This window comes from Microbispora sp. H10885 (assembly GCF_014161415.1).
In the GTDB taxonomy this organism is placed as follows: Bacteria; Actinomycetota; Actinomycetes; order Streptosporangiales; family Streptosporangiaceae; genus Microbispora; species Microbispora triticiradicis.
The window spans coordinates 63,938-82,062 of the sequence record NZ_JABBWY010000011.1; the positions used below are offsets into that span (position 1 = coordinate 63,938).

Genomic DNA, 18,125 nt, shown 5'->3' on the forward strand with positions numbered 1-18,125 from the left:
TGCGATGGAGCATCTGCTGACCGCCTCCCCGTTCCCCCACGTCCTCGGTGAAAGGACCCGACCATGACCGAGATCCGCACCTCGGCGCCGACATCCGCCGAGCAGTTTCCGGACAGCGTGCCCCTCACGGCCGAACACCTGCTGATCAACCGCCGTGTCGAACCCACCGGCGGCTGGCGGCGGCTCGTCTACCAGCTCTCGGGCGGGAAGATCAACCCGTCGGAGTCGGCGGCGGAGCTGGAGCGCCGCACGCTGATCGCGCAGGCGCAGACTCCCGTGGCCAGCGGGCACCACCGGATCGCGGTGATGAGTCTCAAGGGCGGCGTGGGGAAGACCACGACGACGGCGGCGCTGGGCAACACGCTCGCCTCCCTGCGCGGCGACCGGGTGATCGCGATCGACGCCAACCCGGACCGGGGCACGCTCGGCATCAAGGTCAAGTCGGAGACCGCGGCGACGATAAGGACACTGCTGGCCGAGGCGCCGCACATCGTCCGGTACGCCGACGCCCGCGCGTTCACCTCCCAGTCGTCCGCCCGCCTGGAGGTCCTCGCCTCCGACACCGACCCGGCGGTGAGCGAGGCGTTCAACGCGGAGGACTACCGCACGGTCGCCAACCTGATCGAGCGCTACTACTCGATCTGCATCACCGACTGCGGCACCGGGCTCCTGCACGGCGCGATGGGGGCGACGCTGGAGCTCGCCGACCAGATCGTGCTGGTCACCATGGTGGCGGTGGACGGAGCGAGCTCGGCGGCGGCGACCCTCGACTGGCTCACCGCCCACGGCCACGGGCACCTGGTCAAGAACGCCATCGTGGTGCTGAACGCGGTCGAACCCAAGTCGCACGTCGACGTGGACCTCCTCGAACGCCACTTCTCCGGCCGGTGCCGCACGGTGGTGCGGGTGCCGTTCGACCCGCACCTCAAGGAGGGCGCGGAGGTCGACCTGACCCGGCTGCGGCCCACCACCCGCGGCGCGTACCTGCGGCTGGCCGCCGCGGCGGGGCAGGCGTTCGGGCAGCGGCCGGACCGGGGCCACTAGTGGGACAGATCTACCCCGAGCCGGAGCTCGACTGGGATCTCGGACCACCGCGACGGTGGGACCCCCGGCATCTGATCGTCGTGATCGCGGGGGTCGTCACCGTCGTCGCCGTGGCGGTGATCGTGCTGCAGACCCGGGACTCCGAACCGCCCGCTCCGCCGGTCCGGGCGGTCGCCCCGGCCGTCGCCCTGGCGATGCCCAGCGATCACGAGGGCGACGGAGGCTATCCGGTCGGCTTCCCCCGGACCGAGCTCGGCGCGGCCTCCGCCGCGGCGGCCGCCCTGGAGGCCGCCTGGACGCTCGACGTCGGCCAGGCCGAGCAGGCCGCCGCGCTGTACGCGCCGCCGGACCAGCAGAAGGCGGCGCGCGACGGCGCGCGCGAGGCCGTACGCGGGTGGCGCGAGACCCTCGGCCTTCCCGTCGAGGGCGACCTTCCCGCAGGGGCGGCCCTGCGAACCCAGACGATCGGCGTGCAGTGGAACGTCCGCTCCGACGACCAGGTGCAGGTGTCGGTCCTGGTCAAGGTGACGGCGACCACGGGCGCCGGCGGCAACGGCCCCGTCTACTCCAGCCCGTACGCGATGAGCCTGCTCATGGCGTGGGCGCCCGACATGCGTGGCACGAACAAGGGCGACTGGGTGAACATCCCCGACCCCACGCCTCCGTCCGTGCCCGCAGCAGCTCTCCCGGGGACGCCCGAGTTCGCCGCGGCGGGCTGGAAGTCCCTCGTCGATCCCCGGCCCACCCCCTAGATCGAGGTTGAGCCTCATGCCCCCCCGAATTTCTCCTCGACGCGCCAAACTGGTCTCCGGCCTGCTCCTTGCCGCGGTCTCCGCCACGGCCGGCGCCGTCGCCGCGCAACCCTGGACAGCCGTGGCGGAACCCGGCCACGGCTCCTCGTCGGACGGATCCGTCCCTCTCGACCTCGCCGACGCCGGACAGGTGGACGACTCCGCCGACCGGAACGACGACGGCGCGTCCGGCGCCCGCGCAGCCTCCGCGGCCGATGCGGGCGGCGGTTCACGTGACAGGGCGTCCGCGAGTGGATCGGACGGCGGTTCGCGTGAGGCGGCGCCGCGCGCCGATTCCGCCCCCCGCGCCGGTCGCGAAGCCGAGCCCGCACAGCCGCGGGCTCGGATGGCACGCAACGCGGACTCCGGGAGCGACTCCGGTTCCGGAGGCTCCCGCCCCTCCGCCGGCTCGTCCGGTGGGGACGGCGCGTCCAGCCATTCCTCCGGTGGCTCCGACCGGTCGTCGGACCAGTCCGACGACGGCACGCGTGAGGCCGCCGACACTTCCAGGCACACGTCGGGCCGTGGGTCCGGCGGAGACCCCGCCGACCGCGCTCCCACGCACGGCGGATCCGGCGGGGACCGTACGTCCGACCACCGCGCGTCCGGTGGGCACAGCTCTTCCGGTGGACACAGTGCCTCGGGCGGACACAGTGCTTCCGGCGGGCACGGTTCCTCGGGGCGTTCGGCGGGTGGAAGCGGCACCAGCCGGAAGGAGCACGGGCGCAGGGGTGATTCCGGGGCGACCGGCACCACCCATCGGAAGCGGCCGGCGCCCGAGGCGACCGGCCGGCACAAGTCCCAGCCGGACCCCGGTGCGGCGTCCTCACCTGGGCCGGCGGCGCCCTCGCCCTCGCCGTCCGGATCCGGGCAGCCCGCGCCCACCGCGAGCGGCGCTCCCACGGCGACGGCGTCGCCCGTTCCGACCGGTCAGGACACCGCGGCTCCGCACACCGAGACGACCGCGACGGCGACTCCGGCTCCGGACACCACCGTGAGTGCTACGCCTGCCCCGTCCTCCGGAGCGAGCACGGCACCGAGCGCCACGCCGAGCGCCACACCGAGTGCGGAGGCGTCGCCCACGCCGGCGCCGAAGGACAAGGACGCGCCGAAGGACAAGGACAAGGACAAGGACAAGGACAAGCCGAAGGACAAGTCCGACGAGAAGTCGAAATCTGACGACAAGTCCGACGACAAATCCAAAGGCAAGCCGGCCAAGCCGCCCAAGGCGGCGCACCCTCCGAAGGCCGGCGGCAAGTCCGAGAGCAAGCCTGCTAAGCCGCCCAAGGGGGCGCAACCGCTGCCAAAGCCGAGCGTGACCACCGCCTCGCCGGCGCTTCCCACGGCCGAACCGGCACTGCCCCCGGACAGTCCGACGGGCACGATTCCGCTGCCGGCGGGCGGGTCCGCGGCGGTGCCGCCGCAGGCGGGCGGCGCGCGACAGCCGCAGGCGCCGTTGGCGATCCCCGGCTACCTGCCGCTGCCGCCGCTCGCCTCCCACTCGCGGGAGGACGGGTGTGGTCACGGCCACGCCGCCGGCTGCTGGAGCCTGGCCCCCTGGCGGAGCCGTACGTCCGGGTTCCCCCTGGGGACCGCACCGGGCGGACAGGCGGACAGCCCGGCGATGCCGCAGTGGGCGTTCGCCCCGCCGGGTGGGAAGAACTCGGTTGCCAGCCCCTCCGGCGTGCCCGGCGTGTTCACCGCTCCCCGGGCCGCGTTCGACGGGGCGCCCGCGTTCGTCCAGGCCGGTTCGGTCGACGAACGGTCCGGGTGCTGGGCCTTCAGCCCTTCGGTGGTGTGCGCGCGAGCCGACTGACCGGACCGGGAGCGCCCGTGTGTTACGCCGTCGCCGTGCCGGGCACGCTGCCCCTATGGAGCATCGGGCAAACGAGCAGGTCACGGCGGCGGTGGTCACGGTGACGCCGTGCGAGGACGGCCCGCTGCTGGTCCGCGGGCCGTTCACGCTCACCACGCAGGACGGGCGGCGCATCGATCCGGGCAGGGCGACGGTGGCGTTGTGCCGCTGCGGCCGTTCCTCGGCCAAGCCGTTCTGCGACGGCTCGCACAAGGCGGTCGGGTTCCGCGCGTCGAGCGAGCCCGACCCGCCCGCCTGACCGGCCCGCCTGTCCCGCATCGAGCGAAGGGTGAGTGGCCGGGGTCGGCCGGTGTAGAGCGTGGACTTCACGCCCCGCCCGCCTGACCGGCCCGCCTGCATCGCATCGCAGTGCGCGAAGGGTGAGTGGCCGCGATCGGCCGGTGTAGAGCGTGGACTCCACGCCCCGTCCGCCTGTCTGGTGCCTGCTCCGCATCGCATCGCGCGAAGGATGAGCGCGTCTTCGTCTGGAGACGGGCGGGTGCCCGATCCGCCGTGCGTCCCGGTCTTCACGGGGACGCGTGTGGAGGGCCCGGCCCGGTCGCCCGGCGGCGCAGCCGCCGGGTCGAGTGCGCGGCGACCCGCAGGCGCCGCCCGGCGTAGGGGACGCCGCCGAACAGGACCCTGGCCGTGAGCGCCGCCCAACTGCAGGTGGCACGTTCGAGTACCCACACCGGAGCGAACAGGGGGGTCGTGGCGGGGAAGACACGGCGGCCCCCGGCTCGGCGGCGTCCGATCTCCGCCAGGCCGGCGACCGCCGCCGCACCCGCCGCCACCAGTGCCGGGCGCCGTCGCCGCAATGCCGCGCCCACGGCGGGCAGCACGGCCAGGAAGACCGCCATCCGCGCGGGCTGCGCGAGGTCGTCGTACGCCTGCCGGACGCGCTGTGACCAGAACCGCCGGGTGCCGGGCGGCAGGCGCCGGACGTACAGGTCGAGCGGGCACACCTCCCGGCCGCCGTGGGCCCGGACGGTCCGGATGAGCTCCAGATTCTCGAACAGCACGTCCCCGTCGTAGCCGCCCATCCGGGCGAAGAACGAACGGCGTACGCCGAAGGTCCCGGGATAGTCGGCGCCGAGGCCGCGGTTGAGCAGGGTGCGGGCGCTGTCCCAGCGGGCGTGCCAGGGGAGCGGGTGGAAGTGGTTCTGGGGGCGGACCAGGTCGGCGTTCTTCAGCAGGGCGCTGACCCGGCCGAGCGCGGCGATCTCGTAGCGCACGTCGTCGTCGGCGATGATCACGTGCTCGTTCCGGGCTCTGCGCATGCCGGTGAGCACTCCCGCCACCTTGCCGTTGGCCACGTCGACGTCGTCGTCGGGCCGCAGGTGCTCGGCGATCTCCCGCCACAGCCGGGCGTGCCGCTCGAACAACGGCGACGGTGAGCCGTCGACGACGACGATCCGCGCGTGCCGGGACAACCGGCGGAGATAGCCGGTCAGTTCCGCCAGGTCGCTGTCGTCCTGCCAGCGGAGCGGCAGCACGTAGTCGATCGGGGGCGCCGGTACCGGCTCGGATTCGGCCTCGGGCTCGGGCGGCCGCGGCGCCGGGCGCCCGGCCTGTGACTGCGCGAGCCGCTGTGGGGGCGGGCTCCGCAGCGGGGTCCCGAGCGGGCTTCCGAGGAGGTCCTGCGGCGGCCTTCCGGGCCGGGCCTCGGACAGGCTCGCGAGTGGGCGCAAGAGGGAGGACCGCCCGGCCCGCCACCGGCCCAGCAGACGCTCGGCGAAGATCCGGTCGAGGGCGAGCGCGCAGGCGGCGCCGAACAGGATGTCCCCGGTCAGGCCGGGATGCTCGGCGGCGAACGCGCCGCACATGTCGTGCGCGGCGATCTGCTCGTGCACGGCGTCGGCCTGCACGTGCTCCTCGAAGTAGCGGCGCGCCGCGGCGTCGCCGCCCAGCCGCCGCAGGCCCTGGCTGTAGCGGCGGTTCGGGGTCGACGAGGTCATCTCGAACGCCGCGAGGTGCCCGAGGAGCGCGCCCCGGTGGCGGCGGTGCAACCCGAACAGCGACATGACGTTGCTGACCGCGAGCGTCGCGCCGGGAACGCTGTCCAGGTAGGCGCCGTAGGAGTCGTCGAGCCCGAGCGCCCGCATGGTCGCGCGGAACATTTCGGCGTGCATGCGCTCCGGGACGCCCCCGCCGTACTCGTCGGCCTGGATCTCGACCAGTGCCGCCTTCGACCGGCCGAGCAGGCGAGGGATGCCCCACGTGTGCGGGTCGGCCTCCTTGAGCTGGTAGACGGACCGGTGGACGACGAACTCGGCGAACCGGCCGAGATCGGCCCGGGTCCGCAGGTACGCCGAGAGCGAGGGGCCCTGGTCGGCGGCGACCAGGGCCGCCAGGGCCCGGGGCACCTCCTCCGGGGCGGGAGCGGGCGGGCGGGGCACGAGCCGGGCCAGCTCGGCCTCGAAGCACCTCTCCAGGCGTTCCCGCAGCGCCAGCACCGACGGGTGCCACTCCCAGCGGTCGTCGACGCCGTCGAAGCCCTGGTAGTGCAGCTCATAACACACGAACAGCGCGAGGTGGAGGTCCTCCTCGTCGCCGTACGCCTCGTCGGGCGGCGGGTCGAACAGGTGGGGCGGGCGGGCCAGTTCGCCGCGGAGTCGGTCGGTGATCGGGCCTCGTGGCGCGGGCAGGAGCATTCAGCCCTCCAGGACGCGGTAGACGGACACGTGGGCGCGGCTGTCGTCGGTGAACGGCGTGCCCGACCAGTCGGCCCAGCGCCGCTCGCGCTCCATCCCGGCCAGCCGGGCCATGAGATCCAGCTCGCACGGCCAGGCGTAGCGGTGGTTGGCCGGCAACAGCCGCAGGCCGTCAGCGGTCATCCGCAGCTTCGTGGTGTGCATGAGCTGCTCGGCCGGGCAGAGGCGGGCGGCCTCGACGACCACCTCCTCCTCGGCGACCGACAGCAGGCGCAGCGACGTCCGGTCGCGGAACGCCGCCGGGTCGGGCACCCACGCCTCGACCACGAACCGGCCGCCGGGCCGCAGATGGGCCGCCGCGTTGCGGAAGCACCGCACCTGCGCGTCCTGGGAGGGCAGCGCGAAGACGGTGTTGACGGCCAGCAGGACGAGCGAGAAGACGCCCTCGACCCGTGCCTCGGAGAAATCGCCCACGGTCACCGGGACGTTGTCGCCACCGGGCTTGGCCCGCAGGATCTTCACCATTTCGGGGGAGCCGTCGACGCCCGCCACGGGGATGCCCCGGGCGGCGAGGGGGAGCGCCAGCCTGCCGGTGCCGATGCCGAACTCCAGCACCGGACCTCGCCCGGCCAGCCGGGAGATCGTCTCGATCACGGGCTCGACGGGCAGCTGCTGCGCCGTTTCGTCGTAGATGTCCGCGATCGCCCGCCCGTACGCGGACGCGTCAAACCACTCCCCAACGCATTCCCCCACGTGCTTCCCCCCACGTGCTTTCCGCCCACGTGTTTCCGCAGGTGCTCCCCCCGGGCATGCCGGCCGGTCGCCCGGCGGGCCGTCAGCCCCCCAGTTCGCGGGCCAGCGTGTCGAGGCGGTCGGCCAGTTCGTCGACCCGCCGGTCGTCGACCGGGCCGTCCCCCGTCTGGATGCGGAGGTCGCGACTGCTGACGATCACCAGGCCCTCGGCCCGCGCCTCGGGCACGATCTCGCACCGTCCGCCGACCAGCACGAGCGTCGCGTCGGGCGACGGCGACTCCAGCAGGGCCCTGACCTCGTCCCGGCCGACGATCCTCATGACGGCTCCCTCCGACCCCCGGTCTCGTCCGCGTACCCCTTCGACCTGGTCGTACACGTACGGATGCTCACGGGGTGTCCGTGGGCAGCAGCGTGCCGAGGGGACCGAGATCGAGGTTGAGGTCGGAGAGGGACAGGCCGAACCGCTCGCACAGCTCGGTCATCGCCTCCTCCAGGCGCATCAGGGTCAGGCCAAGCGTCTCGATCTGCTCGTCGGACAGGTCGCCCTGATCCATCCGCCGCACGCACTGCCGCTCCACGAGCTGGCGGATCAGCTCGACGAGCGTCAGCACGAGCCGGCTCAGGTCACGCCGCACCGCCTCGGGATCGGTGTTGAGACGCCAGGTGTCCGGCCCGGTGCGCGGGTTCCGGCTCCACTCCCCGGCGGCCGTCCCGGGCACGGCGCCCATCCGCCACGGGCCCGCGGCGTCCGCCGGGTCGTCCGACGGCCCTCGCGACGGGCCGTTCCCCAGGCCGTCTGCGGGGCCGATCGACGGGCCCTGCTCTGGGCCGTTCGCCAGGCCGTCTGCGGGGCCGATCGACGGGCCCTGCTCTGGGCCGTTCGCCAGGCCGTCTGCGGGGCCGATCGACGGGCCCTGCGACGAGCTCTGCGCCGGGCCGTTCCCCAGGCCGTCGGCGCAGGCGTCCCACGGGTTCTCCCCGGCCTCACCACCCGTAGCGGTCATCTTCTCCCTCCCGTCTCTCCGTCCCGAGGCGGCCGGCCTCCCGCTCGGCGTACGGCTGACCGAGTGGATCGAAGGGTTCGGTGCCGCGTACGGAGCCGAGCAGCGCCCGCAGGGAGATGCGGACGAGGTCGATGTCGGCGATCGACAGCACGATGTCACCAGTGATCACCACGCCGCCGGCGAGGAGCCGGTCGAGGATGTCGACGAGCGCCACCCGCTCGGGCGGCAGGCGGCCCTCGGCGGCGAGAATCCTGCCCGGCGACCGCTCCGGCGCGAACCGCGGCAGGCCGTCCGGGGTCACCGGACGCCGCCGTCCTGATCCGGCCCAAGGTCGATCATGGTGAAGGAGTACGGCGCCCACGGGCCGGTGATCTCGGCGTCCAGGAACCTGTCGCTGTGGGCGGCGACCACGGCGGCGAACTCCTCCTCGCGTGCCGGGTCCACGAGATAGGCGCCGTTCAGCAGCATCGACTCGCTCCTTCCGGACAGCCGGGGATCCTGCGGCCGGTGGCGGCGGCTCGCCACGGCGAGCCGCCCCAGCGCGGCGTGCAGCTCTTCGGCCCGTTCTGCGGCCGCGCGCCACAGGTCCTCCCGGCCCCGCAGGCTCTCCTTGCGGCGGCGGAGGTACGCCGCGCCGGGACCGCCTCCCTCGGGTTCGGCCGGGGCGCGGGCCGGAGACGGTGCGGACCGCTCCGGGGGAGTGGCCGCGGGCCGGGCCGTCTCGCGGCGCAGGTACGCCTTGACGCCCCACTCCCGGCGGCCCGCCACGCGGGCGAGGATCTCGGCGAAGTCGTCGTGCCGCCGGTCGAGCAGGTCACGCACCTGGTCGTCGCCGGTGTAGACGGTCACGAGGCGCACGGGAGCGGTCGGTCCGGCCGCGGCCAGGGTCTCGACGACCGCGTGATGGGCGCGGGCGACCCCCTCGACCCAGTCGAGATCCTCCAGGTGCCGCCGCAGCGGCTCCTCGCCGAACTGGTCGAGCGGCACGTCGCTGACACAGGCCACGAGACCGCCCCGGGCGATCGGCCGCACCGCACCACCCCCCACACCCCGCAGGTCAGCGCCTTCCACGCCGCCGCGCAGGTCACGGCGTGTGCCGCCGGGGAGACCGCCGTGCGGTTCGCCCGCGTACGGCGCCTCGCCGGGCGTCACCGCGTACAGGTAGACGCCCTGTCCGGGCCTGGACCCGCTGCCGGCGCGCGGCGCGTCGGCCGGGCTGGGCGGTGGTGGCCGGGTCACGCCGGCGGGAGCGTGGTCAGTCACGGTCGCGCTCCGTGCCGCGCGGGCGCGCGGGCCGGCGGGCGGCGCCCGCGGCGGCTCCGGGTGCCCGGTAAGTTCCGGGTCCACTGCGGGTTCCGGCGGACGCGGCGTCCGCCTGGTCGCCGGGGCGCTCGTACCGGCTCTCGCCCGGTTCCAGCTCCACCCGGTCCTCCCAGGCGAGCAGGCGCTCCTCGACCGCGGTGAGGCGTTCGCGGAGGCGGCGGTTCTCCTCGACCAGTTCCCGGTCCTTGCCGCTGAGCCACGGGTCGCGTTCCCACCAGTCGATGCCGATCTCCCGGGCGGTGTCCACCGAGGCGATGACCAGCCGCAGTTTGATCGTCAGCAGCTCGATGTCCAGCAGGTTCACCCGGATGTCGCCCGCGATGACGATGCCCCGGTCGAGCACCCGTTCCAGGATGTCACCCAGGTTGGCCGACTCCCGGGACATGGGGGACGGCGGCGCGTACGACTCCCGCAGCACGGGACGCGAGCGGGGATCGGTCATGCGCCACCGCCGAACGCGCCCGTGCCGCGCCGGTAGGTCCGGGTGCGGCGGTAGGACAGGAGGTCGCCGTCGTCGTCGACCTGCACCTCGTAGGTCGACAGCATGTCGCTGGAGGACGGGATCCTGCGGTCCTCGACGACCTCGACGTCGACCACCCAGCCGTCCTCCAGGGGTTCCACCAGCGTGATCCCCTCGGTGTCCTTGGCCGTCAGGTCGGCGATGTACCGCAGGCCGAGCCGACCGGCCGAGGCCGCGTTCAACGGGCGCCGCCGGCGCGGCTCCTCCTCGCCGGCGTCCTCGTCGAAGCGGTCTCTGCGCCGCGGAGGCACGGGACCTCACCCTCTCCGCGTCCCGCTCATCAGGCGCAGGATCTCCTCCACGGCCTGGGCCTCCTCCTCTTCGGAGATCTGTCCCGAGCGCCTGGCCTCCTCGACGGCCTCCAGCCGCCGCCGCACCGCCGCCGGGTCCTTCAGCTCGTGCTCGACCTGCTGCTGGATCAGCTCGCCCAGCCGGATGACTCCGTGCACCGGGGCGAGCGGCCAGGTGAACAGCAGACTGATCAGTCCCACGGCGGCCTCCCTTCGGATGGTGACGAATCAGCTGACGACGAAGTCGTACGGCGCCATCGGTCCGAGCAGGCGGACCTCGACCCGGGCGCCCCAGTCGGCACGCAACTCCTCGACGGCCCGCTCGAAGTCGTCCCAGCGGTCGTTCTCCACCAGGAACGCCACGTGCGCGGCGTCGCGTTCGTGACTGGGCTCCCGTACGACCGCTCCGGCGGTGACGGGTTCGAACCGCTCGACGACCGCCTGCGTGTCGGCCTCCCGCTTGGCGGCGATGATGTGCGTGATCAGCTCGCCGAGCCGCATCCGTTCGCTCCGCGTCACCTCTTCCGGCAGCTGCCTGATCCGGTCACGCAGCTGTCTGGCCTCGGCGTTCTCCGACAGCACCTCGATCAGCACCGGCTGCTCGGCGTACCGCGCCTTGAGGACGAACTGTGAGCGGCCCTCGATCTGCTTGAGCGCCGCCGCGAACGAGTCGTGGTGTGGGGTCAGCAGTTCCTCCACGACCGCCTCCGGCGTGGTCATCACGGCGCCGAACCGCAGGGGGAGCACGGGGACCTCGGCGGCGACGTCGTCGAGGAGCCGCTCGTGGGCCACGAGGTCCTGCGCCCGGCCGAGCGGGCGGTCCACGTCGACGTCGCTCACCAGCGCGGCGATCTCGCCGTGCCGGACGATCCGGACCTTGGCCGGGGGATCGCCGACTCCGAGGGCGTCCTCGGTCATCTCGACGTCCTCGGGGAGGATGCCGTAGACGTAGCACGCGACGTCCGGACGGGCCTCGGCCTGGTCGCCGGGTCCGGATTCCCTGATGGCGCGGGACATCTCAGCCCTCCTCCCGTCGCCGGCGGCGGGCCCGCGGGGCGGGTTCCTCCCCGTAGTTCGTCATGAGGTCCTGCAGCTTCTCCCCGGCCGCCTCCAGCACGCCCTGCGCGATGCCCTTGGACTTGCCGCGGGCGATGCTCCGCGGCGCCTCCGACAGGAGGTCGGGCAGTCCCTTCTGCTGTGCCGCGATGTCGAGCCGGTTGACCGCCTCCGCGAAGCGGAGGTAGGTGTCGACGCTCGCGACGACGACCCGCACGTCGATCGTCAGGATCTCGATCCCGACCAGTGACACCCGCACGTAGGCGTCGATCACGAGGCCCTTGTCCAAGATCGTGTCGATGACGTCCGCCAGGCCGGATCCCGATGACCGGCCCGGCAATCCGCCGCCACCCGCCGGTGGAACGGCTACCGTCATGGGCGTTCCCTCCTTTCCTTGTGTCCTGCCGTGGTCACGGTGTCCCGCGCGTCACCGACCCGCGTGACTCTCCCGCGTCGCTCATTCCGGGGGCCGGCGGCGCCGGACCGGGCGCCGCGCCGGCTGCTCGGGCTCGCCGGCCTCCTCGCCCCCGCGCGTCTGCTCGCCTTCGCCGCGCTCGGCCGTCCCGGCGCCCTCCGCACGCCGCCGTGCGGGTGTCCGGACGCCCCGCCGCTCGGGTTCGGCGGTCCGGGCGCCGCGTGTCCGGGTGGCGGTCCTCCGTTCCTCGGGTTCCCGTTCCTCCGGTTCCCGCTCCGGCGCGCGCCTCCGCGCGACCACCCGGGCCCTGGCCCTTCCGCCCGCCTCGGCGCGGGCCGGTGCGCGTTCGCGCTCCTCCTCGGCCTCTTCGGGCTCCTCGGGCTCCTCCTCTTCGGGCTCCTCCTCCTCGCCCTCTTCTTCTTCCTCTTCGAGTTCCTCGGGAGCCTCTTCCTCTTCGGGCTCCTCCTCGGCCGCCTCTTCCGCGCCTTCTTCGGGGGCCTCCTCCGCCGCCTCGCCGGCCGCTTCGGGAGCCTCCTCGCCCTCCTCCTGCTCGCGCTCCTCGCGGAGAGCCGTCTCGTGGTCCTTGACGACCTTGCTGTCGCGGATCTCGCCCCGCCAGCCCTCGACCTCGTCAGCGTGCAGCAGGGTGTTGGTCATGACGTGCCGCCTGAAGTGCTTGAACTCCAGCCGGACCCGGCGGCCCTGGGCCCGCCACAGGTTGCCGATGCGCTCGAACAGGCCCTGCGGGTTGTACTCGATCACCAGCAGGACCCGGGTCATCTCGGGGGTGACCTCGTGGAAGGTGACCGAGCCGTCCGGCCAGCCCTTGGGTCCCTGCGACCGCCAGACGATCCTGCTGTCCGGGACCTGCTCGACGATGGTCGACTCCCACGTGCGGTGCGACCACCAGACCTGGGCCTTCCAGGCGAGCTTCTCGTCGGACTTCTGCTCGACCGTCTCGACCTTCTTCATGAAGCCCGGCCAGTCCTCGAACTGCGTCCACTGGTTGTAGACCACGCGGAGGGGCGCGCCGACGTCGAGCGACTCGACGATGTTGGTGAGCTTCAGCTTCTTGCCCTTGCCGCCCTTGCCCTTGCCTCCGCCGCCGAACAGGCCCTTGATCTTCTCCTTGCCGTAGGCGAACAGGGCGGCGCGTACGGGGTGGCTGCCACCGCCGCCACCGCCGCCGCCCTCGGTCAGCGCCTCCGTGAGGGTGCCGAGCAGGCCGCCCCCGCCCGTGGCGCCGAGGCGGTCGGAGAGCGACCGCAGCAGCCCCCGGCCACCCTCGCCGCCGGTCAGCCTGCCGGTCAGGTTGCCGAGCGCTCCGGGACCGCCGTTCCGCTGCCTCCCGGTGACCGCGTCGAACAGGCCGGTGCCGCCCTGCTCCACGTAGTCGGTGAGACGGCCGGCCACCCGGTCGACCCTCCCGGCCACACCGGACAGCGCGCGTTCCGCCGCGGCCGTCAGCAGGTTCTGGACCTCCTGGCCCAGGCGCTGGGTGGGGAGCGCGGTCTCCTCCGATTCCTGTGCCCGCTCCTGTGTCTCCTCGGTCATGGGCTCACCTCCGGGTCCGTGTCACGGGCCGGGCGGACCGGGCTCGGGGCCTGGGCCTCTCCTCAGGCTCGGGCTCGGGCTCCTCTTCCTCTTCCTCTTCCTCGTACGGCTCCTCCTCGTACTCCTCTTCCTCCTCGTAGGCCTCTTCGGGCTCGGGTTCGGCCCGTCGCGCCCGCCCCCGCCCCGGCCTGCGGCGGGGCTCCTCCGGGCGCTCCTCTTCCTCTTCCTCCGCGGCCCGGCCGCGCCCCCGGGGCTGCCGGAGCGCCTCCGCGCGTTCGTGCAGCTTGTCGCTGAGCGTGTCGATCTGCCGGCTGGTGGCGCGCCTGGCCGCGGCCTTGCCGATGTCCACCAGATCGCCGCGGACCCGTTCGGTGATCTTGCTGAGGTCGGGGGTGGCCCCGCCGAGGATCTTGGGCACCTGCTCAAGGAGGGCGCCGGCGGCTCCCTCTCCACGCAGGCGGGCGGCGAGGATGGCCAGGGCGAGCACCAGCGCGAAGCGCAGCTTGTGATGCCGCCCCAGGTAGTAGCCCGCGATGACGGCCAGCGCCACCTTCAGTCCGTCTTTCATGATCGCGCCTCCTACTGGCCGGCCCGGAGCGCCGATGCCGGTCGTGTCGCCCGTCTCGCCGCGCGGCGCTGCGATCCAATCGAACGGTATGAATGCCCTAGAAGGTGACACAAAAACTCAATCGAGGACATAGCGGACAGTTTTGGGATGCCATAACCCCTCTCTTAGGGCATGGGCCACGGCCATGCCCGGAGCTGTGACCGGCTCCGTGGTCTTGGTGTATTCGAGACTTTCCGATGGCGTAACCTCGCCTCACCTCGCACGATTACTGTGCGCGAATCGGGTATTACGGCCGTGAATCGGCGGGAAGCGGCCGTATCTGCCGCGCGCGCGAAGCGGGGGAGTCACATGACCGAGACCAGAACGTCGTCCGCGACCGCGGAGCAGGCCCCCGTCCGACCGCACGGAGGCCAGGGCGGCTCCAGCCTGATGACCGAGCGCGGGCGCACCACCATCGCGGACGAGGTGGTCGCCAAGATCGCCGGGATGGCCGCCCGTGAGATCGAAGGCGTCCACGAGTTCGGCGCCGGCGGGGTCCGCGCGTTCGGGGCCATCAAGGGCGTGCTCGGCGCGGAGGACGGCGTCACCAAAGGGGTGTCGGTCGAAGTGGGCGAGCGGCAGGCGGCCGCCGACATCCATCTCGTCGTCGAGTACGGCGTCGCGATCCCCGACCTCGCGCAGGCCGTACGGGGCAACGTGATCCGCGCGGTGGAGCGCATGTGCGGGCTGGAGGTCACCGAGGTGAACGTCGCCGTCGACGACGTCCATCTCCCCCGGCAGGAGTCGTCGGCGCCCGCCGACGGGGAACCGCGGGTCCAGTGAGCGCCGGTCAGGGTGACGCGGTCGCGAGCCGGGAGGACGGCGACCGGGAGGCCGCCGTACCTCTGGCGCCGGCCCGGCGGATCGCCGAACGCGTGCTGTCCTGCCCCGACGTCGCCGGCCTGTCGAGGGGGCCGTTCGGCGCGGTGGCGACCTATCTCCCCGGCGACCTCGTCCCGGGCGTCGCCGTACGGGACGACGTGATCGAGGTGCACGTCGTCGCCCGGTACGGCAGGCCGCTCCCCGAGGTCGCCGAACTGATCCGCGACGCCATCGGCGACCTCGCGGCGGGCCGCAGGATGGACGTCGCGATCGCCGACCTGGTCACATCCGACGGAAGGAAGTAATGATCATGGAAGGGTATCCGGTCTGGGCCCTCGCGGGGCTGCTGTTCGGCACGGTGCTGGGGGTGGTCGGGGCCTTCGGCGGCCTCAACGCGTTCCTCATCGTCCTGGTCCTCGGCATCGTCGGGTTCTTCGTCGGCATGGTGCTCGAAGGCGGCGTACGCATGCCTCAGATGCACCCGAGACGGCAGTGAGCCTCCCGGCCGAGCGCGGCACGACGACGATCTCGGAGCGCGCGCTCACGAAGATCGTCGAGCAGGTGGTGGGCGAGGAGGAGCACGTGACGGAGCCGCCGCACGTGTCGGCGTCCCTGAGCGGGATGGTCGCGGCGGTCCGCTGCGACGTCACCGTCCGCTACCCGTCGCCGGTGCCGCGGGTGGCCGGCGAGATCCGCGAGCGGGTCCGGCGGCGCGTCCGCGAGCTCACCGGCGTCACCGTGGAGAACGTGGACATCGAGGTCGTCGGGCTCGTGCCCGAGCAGAGGAGTGGGGATGAACGAAGGCGGAGGCCGGTCTGAGAAGACCCCGCTCTTCGTGCCGGTGCGGGGGTTCGACGGCGCGGGAGCCGAACGGGCCTTCCGGCCCGGCCGGGGCCTGCCCGCCGCGGTCGCCGCGCTCGCACTGCTCGCGATCGGCGTGCTGACCGCCGTCGAGGTGATCTCCGCGGCGATCGGGCGTCCCGTCAGGGTCGTGCCGTACGAGCAGGTGGCCGGGTGGGCGAGGACCACGGCGTGGAACGACGACCGGGCGCTCGCGGTGGCCGCCGCGCTGGCCCTGATCGGGCTGGTGCTGGTGCTGATCGCGGCCGTGCCCGGGCGGGGACGGCTGGTCGCGCTGCGTACGGCCGATCCGGACCTGGTGGTCGGCGTGCCGCGCCGCGCGCTCGCGCGGGTGCTCGGCGGGGCGGCCGGCCGTGTGGACGGCGTGCGGGCGGCGGGCGCACGGGTGCGCGGATGGCACGCGGACGTGACCGTCCGGACCGACCTGCGCGACACCGCCGTCCTCCGCGAGCGCGTCCGCGCGGCGGCGGAGCAGGAGATCGCCCGGCTCGCCCCCGCTCACCCGGTGTCCCTGCGGGTCCGGGTCCACGGCCCCACGTAGGCCACCGGAACCAAAGGACGAAGAGGAGGCAGGGCATGACGACGAAGCCGTCCAAGGGCAATAGGACGGGTCTCACGCTGTTCGGGCTGGTCCTGCTGGCCGCGGGCGGCCTGGCGCTGGCGCGGGCGCTCGGGGCCTTCGGCGGCGACGCCGCGCGGCGGCCTGTGCTCGACGCGGGGACCACGTCCTTCGCGGCGACCACCCCCTGGTTCTGGCCGGTGGTGGCGGCGGCCGGTGTGGTGCTCGCGCTCGTCGGGCTGGCCTGGCTGCTCGCGCTGCTCCGGGTCGACCGGCCGAGGCGGCTGCGACTGGAGTCGGGCGCCTCCGGCGTGACGGAGGTCGACGCCTATCCGGCGAGCGCGGCCCTGGCCGAGCAGGTCAGCGCGTACCCGGACGTGCGCAGGGCGCACGCCGTGCTGCGCGGCCCCTCCGACGACCCGCACCTCGATCTCGGGGTCTCCGCCGTCGCACCGGCCGACCTCGGGGCGCTGGTCACCCGGCTGCACGAGGAGGCCGTCCCCGGCCTGCGCACCACCCTCGGGCTGCGCCGTCTCCCGACGCTGGTGCGGCTGCGCCTCGCCTCGGGCCGCCGCACGCGGGTGGTGCATTGACGGACAAAGTGGCAGAGGTGTAGGTGAAAGTTTCACCTACCGTCACAGCGTTGTGGCTGGTTGCGGTTTCGTCCAGTTTGTCGACCAAATCAACTCATGTTGCGGTCCATGGTCAGGTGTCTATGGTCCGGGTCATGAAGATGCGAATGATCACGGCGAGCCTCGCCATGCTCGGCTCCGTCGCCGCGTCGCTCGTCGTCGGTCAGGCGGCGCACGCAGACACGGTGATCTGCGACAAGTACGGCAGTACCACCGTCCAGAACGGGAAGTACGTCGTCATCAACAACGTGTGGGGCAGCAGCGCCACGCAGTGCATCAACGTCACGAACACCGGCTTCACGGTGACGCAGGCGCAGCACAACAACACGGGCGGCACCCCTGCGGCCTATCCGGCCATCTACGCCGGCTGCCACTACGCCAACTGCTCCACGAACAGCGGCCTGCCTCTCCAGGCGAGCAACAGCCAGTTCAACACGGTGCAGACCAGCGTCAGCATGAGCTACCCGGGCTCCGGGATCTACGACGCGGCGTACGACATCTGGTTCGACCCCACGCCCCGCCGGGACGGCCAGAACACCGGCGCCGAGATCATGGTGTGGCTCAACCACACCGGGTCGGTGCAGCCCGTCGGATCCCGCGTCGGCACCGCCAACATCGCCGGCGCCACCTGGGACGTCTGGTTCGGCAACATCGGCTGGAACGTCATCTCCTACGTGCGGACCTCGCCGACGAACTCGATCAGCTTCGCGGTGCGCAACTTCTACGACGACACCGTGAACCGGGGCTACGGCCAGCGGTCGTGGTACCTCACCAGCGTCCAGGCCGGATTCGAGCCCTGGGTGGGCGGCGCCGGCCTCGCCGTCAACAACTTCTCCTACAGCATCGGCGGCACCATCCCGAGCTCGACGCCGAGTTCGACGCCGACGACGTCGCCGAGCAACCCGGGCAACGGCGGCGGCTGCAAGGTGAAGTACACGAAGAACGAGTGGCAGGGCGGCTTCACCGCCGACGTCACCGTCACCCCCTCCAGCGCGGTGAACAACTGGACCGTGGGCTTCAACTTCCCGAACGGCCAGAAGATCACCAGTGGCTGGAACGCCACCGTGACCCAGAACGGGTCCTCGGTCACCGCGAAGAACCTGTCGTACAACGGCTCGGTCGGCGCGGGCGGCAGCATCTCGTTCGGCTTCCAGGGCACCTGGAGCGGCTCGAACGGCAACCCGACCGGCTTCACGCTGAACGGCACCGCCTGCACCAACGCCTGACGACACCACCACGCCTGACACCCCCCGAATAAGGAGCGCCGCCGGAGAGACGTCCCTCCGGCGGCGCTCCCTTTTCCGCGTACGCAGGACCGGCGCCGGCCTTCTCGTCGACCGGGTAGAAAAGTGCGGCCGAAAGTGACACGTCTGTCACGCCGAAGG

General features: G+C 73.0%; 24 protein-coding genes. 11 read left to right on the plus strand and 13 right to left on the minus strand.

Annotation, left to right across the window (positions count from 1 at the left end; all coding sequences use genetic code 11):
- The first annotated feature begins 63 nt into the window (after nucleotides 1-63).
- The 4 genes from HHX37_RS27400 to HHX37_RS27415 all read left to right on the plus strand — a co-directional run bounded on the left by HHX37_RS27400 (nucleotide 64) and on the right by HHX37_RS27415 (nucleotide 3,949).
- Nucleotides 64-1,044: a MinD/ParA family ATP-binding protein gene (locus HHX37_RS27400; RefSeq protein ID WP_117409899.1), complete on the plus strand. Its 981-nt coding sequence runs from the start codon at nucleotides 64-66 to the stop codon at nucleotides 1,042-1,044.
- The gene (locus HHX37_RS27405; protein WP_182882352.1) at nucleotides 1,044-1,796 is read left to right on the plus strand and encodes a hypothetical protein; all 753 of its coding nucleotides are present in this window, start codon (nucleotides 1,044-1,046) and stop codon (nucleotides 1,794-1,796) included. The genes HHX37_RS27400 and HHX37_RS27405 overlap by 1 nt, the downstream gene beginning before the upstream one ends.
- A gap of 1,033 nt (nucleotides 1,797-2,829) precedes the next feature.
- Nucleotides 2,830-3,651 carry a hypothetical protein gene (locus HHX37_RS27410; RefSeq protein WP_182887313.1) on the plus strand — a complete coding sequence of 274 codons (822 nt, stop codon included), beginning with the start codon at nucleotides 2,830-2,832 and terminating at the stop codon, nucleotides 3,649-3,651.
- Nucleotides 3,652-3,706: 55 nt separating this feature from the next.
- Nucleotides 3,707-3,949, plus strand: a complete 243-nt coding sequence (locus HHX37_RS27415) for a CDGSH iron-sulfur domain-containing protein (protein ID WP_182887314.1) — start codon at nucleotides 3,707-3,709, stop codon at nucleotides 3,947-3,949.
- Nucleotides 3,950-4,217: 268 nt separating this feature from the next.
- Here HHX37_RS27415 and HHX37_RS37215 read toward each other — a convergent pair whose 3' ends face one another.
- From HHX37_RS37215 to HHX37_RS27485, 13 genes are all read right to left on the minus strand, one after another.
- Nucleotides 4,218-6,344, minus strand: coding sequence for an iron-containing redox enzyme family protein (locus tag HHX37_RS37215; RefSeq protein WP_259406817.1), 2,127 nt, complete (start codon nucleotides 6,342-6,344; stop codon nucleotides 4,218-4,220).
- A complete protein-coding gene (locus HHX37_RS27430; protein WP_182887315.1) occupies nucleotides 6,345-7,097 on the minus strand; it encodes a class I SAM-dependent DNA methyltransferase in 753 nt (250 codons plus the stop codon).
- A gap of 82 nt (nucleotides 7,098-7,179) precedes the next feature.
- The gene (locus tag HHX37_RS27435; protein WP_182875089.1) at nucleotides 7,180-7,416 is read right to left on the minus strand and encodes a hypothetical protein; all 237 of its coding nucleotides are present in this window, start codon (nucleotides 7,414-7,416) and stop codon (nucleotides 7,180-7,182) included.
- A gap of 67 nt (nucleotides 7,417-7,483) precedes the next feature.
- Entirely contained in the window at nucleotides 7,484-8,101 is a 618-nt protein-coding gene (locus tag HHX37_RS37220) for a gas vesicle protein K (RefSeq protein WP_259406818.1), read from the minus strand.
- Nucleotides 8,082-8,402 carry a gas vesicle protein gene (locus tag HHX37_RS27445; RefSeq protein ID WP_310740563.1) on the minus strand — a complete coding sequence of 107 codons (321 nt, stop codon included), beginning with the start codon at nucleotides 8,400-8,402 and terminating at the stop codon, nucleotides 8,082-8,084. Before HHX37_RS27445 ends, HHX37_RS37220 begins: the two co-directional genes overlap by 20 nt.
- Nucleotides 8,399-9,364 (minus strand): GvpL/GvpF family gas vesicle protein, encoded by a 966-nt coding sequence (locus tag HHX37_RS27450; RefSeq protein ID WP_310740564.1) that lies wholly within the window; start codon nucleotides 9,362-9,364, stop codon nucleotides 8,399-8,401. The genes HHX37_RS27445 and HHX37_RS27450 overlap by 4 nt, the downstream gene beginning before the upstream one ends.
- Nucleotides 9,357-9,866: a gas vesicle protein gene (locus tag HHX37_RS37225; RefSeq protein ID WP_259406819.1), complete on the minus strand. Its 510-nt coding sequence runs from the start codon at nucleotides 9,864-9,866 to the stop codon at nucleotides 9,357-9,359. Before HHX37_RS37225 ends, HHX37_RS27450 begins: the two co-directional genes overlap by 8 nt.
- Complete coding sequence (gene gvpO, locus HHX37_RS27460; protein WP_138461554.1) at nucleotides 9,863-10,195, minus strand: gas vesicle protein GvpO; 333 nt, start codon at nucleotides 10,193-10,195, stop codon at nucleotides 9,863-9,865. The genes HHX37_RS37225 and gvpO overlap by 4 nt, the downstream gene beginning before the upstream one ends.
- Before the next feature lie 6 nt (nucleotides 10,196-10,201).
- Nucleotides 10,202-10,435: a gas vesicle protein GvpG gene (locus tag HHX37_RS27465; protein ID WP_117409907.1), complete on the minus strand. Its 234-nt coding sequence runs from the start codon at nucleotides 10,433-10,435 to the stop codon at nucleotides 10,202-10,204.
- A 27-nt stretch (nucleotides 10,436-10,462) separates the two neighbouring features.
- Complete coding sequence (locus HHX37_RS27470) at nucleotides 10,463-11,251, minus strand: GvpL/GvpF family gas vesicle protein (RefSeq protein WP_182887316.1); 789 nt, start codon at nucleotides 11,249-11,251, stop codon at nucleotides 10,463-10,465.
- A gap of 1 nt (nucleotide 11,252) precedes the next feature.
- Entirely contained in the window at nucleotides 11,253-11,666 is a 414-nt protein-coding gene (gvpJ, locus tag HHX37_RS27475) for a gas vesicle protein GvpJ (protein ID WP_182887317.1), read from the minus strand.
- Nucleotides 11,667-11,747: 81 nt separating this feature from the next.
- Entirely contained in the window at nucleotides 11,748-13,259 is a 1,512-nt protein-coding gene (locus tag HHX37_RS27480; RefSeq protein WP_182887318.1) for an SRPBCC family protein, read from the minus strand.
- 4 nt (nucleotides 13,260-13,263) lie between these two features.
- Nucleotides 13,264-13,827 (minus strand): hypothetical protein, encoded by a 564-nt coding sequence (locus HHX37_RS27485; protein ID WP_182887319.1) that lies wholly within the window; start codon nucleotides 13,825-13,827, stop codon nucleotides 13,264-13,266.
- A 348-nt stretch (nucleotides 13,828-14,175) separates the two neighbouring features.
- On the opposite strand from HHX37_RS27485, the gene HHX37_RS27490 reads away from it, so the two are divergent.
- The 7 genes from HHX37_RS27490 to HHX37_RS27520 all read left to right on the plus strand — a co-directional run bounded on the left by HHX37_RS27490 (nucleotide 14,176) and on the right by HHX37_RS27520 (nucleotide 17,966).
- Nucleotides 14,176-14,649 (plus strand): Asp23/Gls24 family envelope stress response protein, encoded by a 474-nt coding sequence (locus HHX37_RS27490; protein WP_182882344.1) that lies wholly within the window; start codon nucleotides 14,176-14,178, stop codon nucleotides 14,647-14,649.
- Nucleotides 14,646-14,993 (plus strand): hypothetical protein, encoded by a 348-nt coding sequence (locus HHX37_RS27495; protein WP_310738241.1) that lies wholly within the window; start codon nucleotides 14,646-14,648, stop codon nucleotides 14,991-14,993. The genes HHX37_RS27490 and HHX37_RS27495 overlap by 4 nt, the downstream gene beginning before the upstream one ends.
- A 5-nt stretch (nucleotides 14,994-14,998) precedes the next feature.
- Nucleotides 14,999-15,184 carry a hypothetical protein gene (locus tag HHX37_RS27500; RefSeq protein ID WP_117410211.1) on the plus strand — a complete coding sequence of 62 codons (186 nt, stop codon included), beginning with the start codon at nucleotides 14,999-15,001 and terminating at the stop codon, nucleotides 15,182-15,184.
- On the plus strand, nucleotides 15,181-15,507 hold the full coding sequence (locus HHX37_RS27505; protein WP_182875082.1) for an Asp23/Gls24 family envelope stress response protein: 327 nt from the start codon (nucleotides 15,181-15,183) through the stop codon (nucleotides 15,505-15,507). The genes HHX37_RS27500 and HHX37_RS27505 overlap by 4 nt, the downstream gene beginning before the upstream one ends.
- Nucleotides 15,482-16,090, plus strand: coding sequence for a DUF6286 domain-containing protein (locus tag HHX37_RS27510; RefSeq protein WP_182887320.1), 609 nt, complete (start codon nucleotides 15,482-15,484; stop codon nucleotides 16,088-16,090). Before HHX37_RS27505 ends, HHX37_RS27510 begins: the two co-directional genes overlap by 26 nt.
- A 35-nt stretch (nucleotides 16,091-16,125) precedes the next feature.
- Nucleotides 16,126-16,701, plus strand: a complete 576-nt coding sequence (locus HHX37_RS27515) for an alkaline shock response membrane anchor protein AmaP (RefSeq protein WP_182887321.1) — start codon at nucleotides 16,126-16,128, stop codon at nucleotides 16,699-16,701.
- A gap of 134 nt (nucleotides 16,702-16,835) precedes the next feature.
- The gene (locus tag HHX37_RS27520; protein WP_220503207.1) at nucleotides 16,836-17,966 is read left to right on the plus strand and encodes a GH12 family glycosyl hydrolase domain-containing protein; all 1,131 of its coding nucleotides are present in this window, start codon (nucleotides 16,836-16,838) and stop codon (nucleotides 17,964-17,966) included.
- The last annotated feature ends 159 nt before the right edge of the window (nucleotides 17,967-18,125 follow it).